The 7379-nt window shown below is 54.4% G+C and carries 8 protein-coding genes; all 8 read left to right on the plus strand.

From position 1 onward, the window contains the following. Nucleotides 1–91 precede the first annotated feature (91 nt). Nucleotides 92–736 carry a cyclase family protein gene (locus B3W37_RS00630; RefSeq protein ID WP_483174482.1) on the plus strand — a complete coding sequence of 215 codons (645 nt, stop codon included), beginning with the start codon at nucleotides 92–94 and terminating at the stop codon, nucleotides 734–736. A 315-nt stretch (nucleotides 737–1051) separates the two neighbouring features. Next, nucleotides 1052–2089, plus strand: a complete 1038-nt coding sequence (gene argC, locus B3W37_RS00635) for an N-acetyl-gamma-glutamyl-phosphate reductase (RefSeq protein ID WP_483174483.1) — start codon at nucleotides 1052–1054, stop codon at nucleotides 2087–2089. Between the two features lie 35 nt (nucleotides 2090–2124). Beyond that, nucleotides 2125–3330, plus strand: coding sequence for a bifunctional glutamate N-acetyltransferase/amino-acid acetyltransferase ArgJ (gene argJ, locus B3W37_RS00640; RefSeq protein ID WP_483169801.1), 1206 nt, complete (start codon nucleotides 2125–2127; stop codon nucleotides 3328–3330). Between the two features lie 84 nt (nucleotides 3331–3414). Next, nucleotides 3415–4278, plus strand: a complete 864-nt coding sequence (argB, locus tag B3W37_RS00645) for an acetylglutamate kinase (protein WP_483169802.1) — start codon at nucleotides 3415–3417, stop codon at nucleotides 4276–4278. Nucleotides 4279–4318: 40 nt separating this feature from the next. Beyond that, nucleotides 4319–5512, plus strand: coding sequence for an acetylornithine transaminase (locus B3W37_RS00650; protein ID WP_483169803.1), 1194 nt, complete (start codon nucleotides 4319–4321; stop codon nucleotides 5510–5512). A 43-nt stretch (nucleotides 5513–5555) separates the two neighbouring features. Beyond that, complete coding sequence (gene argF / locus B3W37_RS00655) at nucleotides 5556–6497, plus strand: ornithine carbamoyltransferase (protein WP_483169804.1); 942 nt, start codon at nucleotides 5556–5558, stop codon at nucleotides 6495–6497. Between the two features lie 32 nt (nucleotides 6498–6529). After that, nucleotides 6530–6976 carry a GNAT family N-acetyltransferase gene (locus B3W37_RS00660; RefSeq protein WP_481041481.1) on the plus strand — a complete coding sequence of 149 codons (447 nt, stop codon included), beginning with the start codon at nucleotides 6530–6532 and terminating at the stop codon, nucleotides 6974–6976. Nucleotides 6977–7041: 65 nt separating this feature from the next. Continuing rightward, nucleotides 7042–7379 (plus strand): argininosuccinate synthase domain-containing protein (locus tag B3W37_RS00665; RefSeq protein ID WP_483174484.1); only part of this gene is annotated, 338 nt, incomplete at its 3' end.

Below are 7379 nucleotides of genomic sequence, written 5' to 3' on the forward strand. Positions count from 1 at the left end.
CCGTCGCTCGCTCTGCACAGCTTACTGAGCGATTGATGCTGCCCGGCGGCTTCAGGTGCAGGAGCGGCCCGGCCAATCACAGGAGGAAAAAGTGCAAATAATTGACCTCACCCATTTGATTTCGGAGGACATGCCGGTTTATCCGGGCACTGCGGGGCCCAGGATGCGGCTTGCCAATTCTTACGATGTACATGGGTTTAAAGAGACTTTGATCAGCATGTATACGCACACCGGGACCCATATGGACCCTCCGGCGCATCTCTTTCCAGGCCGAACCACCCTTGACAAGTTCCCGGTTTCGCAATTCGTGGGCAAAGCGTTGGCAATAGATTGCTCCGATTTGACAGCCGGACAGTCTATCACTGTGGAGCGTATCAACCGGGTCAGGGAAAAGGCCGACCAGGCGGAGTTTATCCTTTTCCGTTCCGGCTGGGACCGATACTGGGGAACGGATGATTATTTCGGAGACTATCCTTGTATCGCTGATGATGTTGCCGACTACTTGATAAAAGGGAATAAAAAAGGGGTGGGAGTAGACGCCATAAGCATCGATCCTATCAGCGACCAAAACCTGACCATGCACAAAAAGCTGTTTAAGTACAATGAAATGGTGGTCATAGAAAACCTCACCAATTTGCACCTGCTGGGCGGCGGCCTGTTTACACTATGCGCCTTTCCCTTAAAACATATTGATGCGGACGGCTCTCCCGTCCGGGCGGTGGCTCTGCTGGACTGATCAAGGCATGGCCTGAAGGCCTTCAATATTTTAACGGTTATTTCCCGCTCATAAAGGCTGAAGCCATGATAGGGGTTTTGCCTTATCATTTAACCCCGCGACTGGCTCAGTGTTGATAGAAATGGGGACCCTATGAAAAAATAATCATAGGGTCCCTTTTAGCGCGGCGAAAAATTTCTCGTAAACCGCCGTATCAAGCCCTTGGCCATTAAAACAATGAGTTGCTTTAATAAAAAGTTGTTGTAACATTATACACTCGGTTGTATAATTATAAGAGTTTTTAACTTTGAATTATAACAAGGAGGCCTGAGGGCGTTGCATAAGGTTGGAATTGTAGGCGACGGCTATACCGCCGCGGAATTGTTGAGAATACTGGCCCAACATCCTGCGGTTCAAGTGGTCGCGGTATTATCCACGGAAAATATAGGCCAACGTATTGATTATTTATATCCCCATCTCAGCGGTTTTTGTGACCTGACCTGCGAAGAGAGCGACGTAAAAAAACTGGCGGGTCGCTGTGAAGCAGCCTTTCTGGCGCTTCCCCACGGGGTTTCCATGGAAATGGCCCCGGAGCTGCTGGCAGCGGGCATCAAGTGCATTGATCTGGGAGCCGATTTTCGCCTGAAAGACGCGGCCCTTTACGAGCATTATTACGAACTGCTCCATGCTCAACCGGGCTTGCTCAAAGAAGCGGTATACGGCCTGCCAGAATTATACCGCCAGGAAATCAAAGCGGCCCGTCTGATCGCCAATCCGGGCTGTTTCCCTACCAGCGCCATTGTACCCCTGGCGCCGCTCTTGCGAGCGGGGGTGCTGGAAGGCGAAGGTCTGGTGATTGACTCCAAGAGCGGCGTATCCGGGGCGGGGCGCACCCTGAAACAGAGCAGCCACTTCTGTGAGGTCAATGAGGGCATAAAGGCTTACGGGGTGGGCAGCCACCGCCACGGCCCGGAAATCGCTCAGGAACTGAGCTTGGCGGCCGGGTGTGAAGTGGAAATGGTTTTCACCCCGCATCTGGTTCCCATGAACCGCGGCATCCTCACCACTGCTTACGCCCGGCTGGCCCAGGGGGTTAAGGCCGAAAAGGTGCGCGCCACCCTGGAGGAATTCTACCATCAGGAGCGCTTTATCAAAATACTGCCGGGTGATACCGTGCCCAATACCAAATGGGTGTATGGCAGCAACTATGTACATATCGGGCTGCATGTCAGCCCGCTCAGCCGGCGAGTCATTCTGGTATCGGCCATAGACAATCTCAACCGGGGGGCTTCCGGTCAGGCCGTGCAAAACCTCAACCTGCTGCTGGGGCAGCCCGAGCACGAGGCTATAGCCGGCGCCGGGGTATACCCTTGATAACGACCCGATAAGTTGAAGCGGAGGAAATAACAATGAAAGTAATTGAAGGAGGCATAACCGCGCCCCAGGGTTTCCTGGCCCAGGGGGTGTGTGCCGAGATTAAATATAAGAACCGCCGGGACGTAGCGGTCATCTATTCAGCGCTGCCCTGCACTGCAGCCGCAGTTTATACCACTAATGTCGTCCATGCGGCCTGCCTGGATGTGTGCAGAAGTCATCTTGAAAACGGCAGGGCTCAGGCGATTGTGGTCAACAGCGGCAACGCCAACGCCTGCACCGGGAAACAAGGGCTGGACGATGCCATTGAAACCGCAGTTTACGCAGCCGGGTTGCTGAATATCGAGCCTCAGGATGTCTTGGTGGCCTCCACCGGGGTCATCGGGGTGCAGCTGCCTTTAGAGCGGGTGCTCTGCGGGGTAAAGCAGGCGGTTTCCACCCTGACCCCAGAGGGCTCGGGCAATACCGCTATGGCCATTATGACCACCGATCTGGTGAAGAAAGAGATAGCAGTGCAGATCGAACTGCAGGGCAGAACCGTAACTATCGGCGCCATTGCCAAAGGCTCCGGCATGATCCACCCCAATATGGCAACCATGCTGGCCTTCATCACCACTGATGCCAACATCGAAGCGGAGTGCCTGAATAAACTGCTTAAATCCTCGGTAGGGATTTCATATAACATGATCAGTGTGGACCGCGATACCTCGACCAATGACATGGCCGCGATCCTGGCCAATGGACTGGCGGCCAACCCGGTCATTGATGATGAACACAGCCCTGATTACAAGACTTTCAAGGCGGCTCTGGACTATGTCAACACCGCCCTGGCCAAAAAAATCGCCCGGGATGGCGAAGGGGCCAATCATCTGGTGGAGGTTCAGGTGGTTGGAGCTGCGGATCAGAATGCGGCCCGCACCATAGCCCGCTCTATCACCGCATCCAACCTGACCAAAGCCGCTATTTTCGGCCATGATGCCAACTGGGGACGCATTTTGGCTGCAGCCGGCTACTCCGGGGCCGTTTTCGATCCTTCCCGGGTAGACATATACCTGGGGCGGGAAAAGATGTGCCAGAACGGCATGGGCTTGAGTTTTGACGAGGAAAAGGCCCGTAAAGAGCTGGAGCGGGAGAACGTGACCATCATCGTGGATTTGAAGTCCGGTGATGGTCAGGCTACTGCCTGGGGATGCGACCTCTCCTACGACTATGTGAAAATCAATGCGGACTACCGCACCTGATACGGGTGTATACACACATTCCCAGAAGTGGGCATAGACTGGATACTGGCGGATCGATTTAGTAACCGTGAGGAGGAGAAAGAGATGCACCTGTCAGCCCTGGAAAAAGCTGAGATCCTGGTGGAGGCCTTGCCATATATAAAGGAATTTTACGGGCGCACCGTGGTGATAAAATACGGCGGCGCAGCCATGGCGAAATGCGACCTCAAACAGAAGATCATGCAGGATATCGTATTGATGAAATATGTGGGGATGAACCCTATCGTGGTGCACGGCGGGGGGCCGGAGATCACCCAAATGCTGAAACGCCTGGGCCTCAAGAGTGAATTCGTCAACGGGCTCCGGGTCACCGACCGCTCAACCATGGAAGTGGTGGAGATGGTTCTGGGGGGCAAGGTCAATAAAGAGATCGTAGCCGGCCTCAACGCCAACGGCGGTCAAGCCATCGGCATCTCCGGCAAAGACGGCAGCCTGATCAAAGCCCGCCCGGTAGGGGATACTGCCCAAATGGGCTATGTGGGTGAGGTGGTGCAGATTAACCCGGGGATCATTGAAACCCTGATCGCCAACAACTATATCCCCGTCATCGCGCCCATCGGCATCGATGAAAACCAGGACAGCTACAATATCAATGCCGATCTGGTGGCTTCGGCTATCGCAGCTGCCATGAAAGCTGATAAACTGGTGTTATTAACCGATGTTCCCGGACTGTTGAAAGATGCCCGGGATCCTTCCACACTGATTTCGGTATTGAAACTGAGCGATGTCGATCAGTATATAAAAGACGGCACCATCGCCGGAGGCATGCTCCCCAAGGTGGATTGCTGCCTGGAAGCGGTGCGGGCCGGGGTAGGCCGAACCCATATCATCGATGGCCGGGTTCCGCATGCCATCCTTTTGGAGATATTCACCAAAGAAGGTATAGGCACTATGGTGGTTGATGAGTGAGCTTTCAGACCTGCAGTTTAAATTTAGGGAGGTCGCAGTTATGAGCAATGTTGATATTGCTGCTCAGGGGCAGCAGTACATAATGAACACCTATGGGCGCTATCCGCTGTCCTTTGTGCGCGGGCAAGGGGGCCTGCTGTGGGATGCGGACGGCAAAGCCTATCTCGATTTTGTGGGCGGCATCGCGGTCTGCATCCTGGGACACTGCCACCCCGAGCTGGTGGCAGTAATCAAAAAACAGGCCGAGACCCTGTGGCATATCTCCAATCTGTACTGGATTGAGCCGCAGGTCAAAGCGGCCGCCAAACTGGTGGAAGGCTCCGGCCTGGATAAGGTCTTCTTCTGCAACAGCGGCGCCGAGGCCGTCGAAGCCGCTATAAAACTGAGCCGCAAATACTTTTACCGCCAGGGTCAGCCCCGGCGCAATCACATCATCAGCTTTTTACAGTCTTTTCATGGACGCACCCTGGCCGCGGTTACCGCCACCGGACAGTTGAAATACCAAGAAGGCTTTGCCCCTCTGCCGGAGGGCTTCCAGTACGCCGAGTTCAATAATCTGGATTCAGTGAAAGCCTTGATCAATGAAGAGACCGCTGCGGTTTTAGTTGAACCGGTGCAGGGCGAGGGCGGCATCAGGCCGGCCCGGGCCGACTTCCTCAAAGGCTTGCGGGATTTATGCGACCGAGAAGGCATTCTGCTCATTTTTGACGAGGTGCAGTGCGGCATGGCACGCACCGGCAGTCTGTTCGCCTACCAGAACTACGGGGTCAAGCCTGATATAGTCTCAATAGCCAAGGGACTGGGGGGAGGTTTCCCCATCGGAGCGATGCTCAGCACCGACCGGGCCGCCAGCGGCTTTGCCCCCGGCGACCACGCTTCAACCTTCGGGGGCAATCTCCTGGCAACCGCGGTTGCAGAACAGGTTTTGAAAATAATAAGCGCCAGGCCTTTCCTGGACCGGGTCGGCCAGGCCGGGCAGTATTTGATGAACAAGCTGCAGGGCATCTCAGACTCGCGCATAGTGGAAATTCGCGGTCAGGGGCTTATGGTGGGGATTGAGATGTCTGTGGAAGTGGCTGACATCATTAACCGCTGCATGAGCAAGGGCCTGCTGCTGGTAGGAGCCGGCCCCAAAGTGGTGCGCATGGTGCCTCCCCTGACGGTGAGTGATGATGAGATCGAGCAGGCTGTGGCTATCTTTGCCCAGGTTTTGGGGGAATCAGCTGCCGGCTGAAATCATCGCCTAGAAGAAATATATATATGAAGGAGTGTATTAAATGTACCAACTCAGTGATCTCATACGGGGCCGGGATTTTATAAGCATACATGACTTTACGCCGCAGGAAGTGGCTTACATACTTGAAGCCGCGGTTGAAATTAAAAAGCTTCAGAAAAAGGGTGTCGCCCATTCTTACCTGGCCGGAAAAACCCTGGGCATGATCTTTCAGAAGGCTTCCACCCGCACCCGGGTGGCTTTTGAAGTAGGGATGTATCAACTGGGCGGCCATGCCCTGTTTTTAAGCCCCAGAGACATACAATTAGGCCGGGGTGAAACCATCAAAGACACCGCACTGGTTCTGGCCCGCATGTTGGACGGCATTATGATCCGCACCTTTGATCATGATGAAGTGCTGGAACTGGCCCGCTGGTCCTCGGTTCCGGTCATAAACGGCCTCACCGACCTTCTGCACCCCACCCAGGTGATCGGCGATATGATGACCATTCTGGAGCATAAAGGCGGGCTTAAAGGCCTGAAACTGGCCTTCATCGGCGACGGCAACAATGTGGCCCATGAATTGCTTTACGGAGGCGCCAAGGTGGGCATGGACGTAGTCATCGCTTCTCCGGGCGGGTATGAACCTGATCCGGTAGTTTTCAAACAAGCCCGGGAAGATGCGGAACAGAGCGGGGCCAGGCTGTGGGTGGTTAACGATCCGGCCCAGGCCGCTCAAGATGCCGATGTCATCTATACCGATGTCTGGGCCAGTATGGGGCAGGAAGAGCAGGCCGGTCAGAAAGAGCAGGCCTTCCGGAGTTATCAGGTTAACAACCAGCTGATGAGCCTGGCCCGCCCTGATGCCATAGTATTGCATTGCCTTCCCGCCAAACGGGGCAAAGAAATTACCGACGAGGTCATGGACGGACCGCAGTCAGCCATTTTCGACGAATCGGAGAACCGTCTCCATGCTCATAAAGCCATCATGGCTTTAACCATATAAACTTGCAGGTTCTGATTATTTTGGGGGAGGGGATGGAGTCGAACTGGGTGATTGAAGAAGCCAGGCCGGAGCACATACCAGCTATGATAGAATTCTGGCAGGAAATCGATGGGGTCGGCCTGGGCCGCAGCGATGAACCCTGGGCATTGGAGATAATGCTGACCAATAATCCGGGCTCCTGCTTGATAGCATGGCAGGGAGAAACTATGGTGGGCACCATTCTGGGCGGATTCGACGGCCGGCGGGGGATGATATATCATCTGGCGGTTTCGCCCCCCTGGCGCCGTCGGAAGTTGGGAAAGGTTCTGCTGGAGCGCTGTCTCAAAGTAATGAGGCAGCGGGGAGCCGTCAAGGTAAACCTGTTCGTTTACCGGGACAACAGCGGTGCCATCACTTTTTACGAAGGACTGGGCTGGGTGCAAAGAGAGGACATCCATGCTTATTCCTGGGATTATCCGGCCGGCTTTGAAGAAAATTGACGAACAGGGGATTGAAGCGGGTTAAAATATTAATGTCATAAATATCACTATTGGGAGGAAAACACATGGCCAAAATCATTCTGGCATATTCGGGAGGGCTGGATACCTCCATCATCATTCCCTGGCTGCGGGAGAATTACGGCTATGAGGTCATCGCATTCTGCGCCGACCTGGGACAGGGTGAAGAATTGGACCCGGTGCGTGAAAAAGCGGTTAAATCAGGGGCCTCCAAGATTTATGTGGAAGACCTGAGAGAAGAATTCGTGCGCGAGTATGTCTACCCGGTGATGAAATCCGGAGCCATATATGAGGGAAAATACCTCCTGGGGACTTCTTTTGCCCGGCCTTTGATCGCCAAATACCTGGTCAAGGTGGCCGAGATGGAAGGAGCTGAGGCGGTATG

The sequence above is a fragment of the Syntrophomonas sp. UBA5494 genome, from assembly GCF_002426325.1.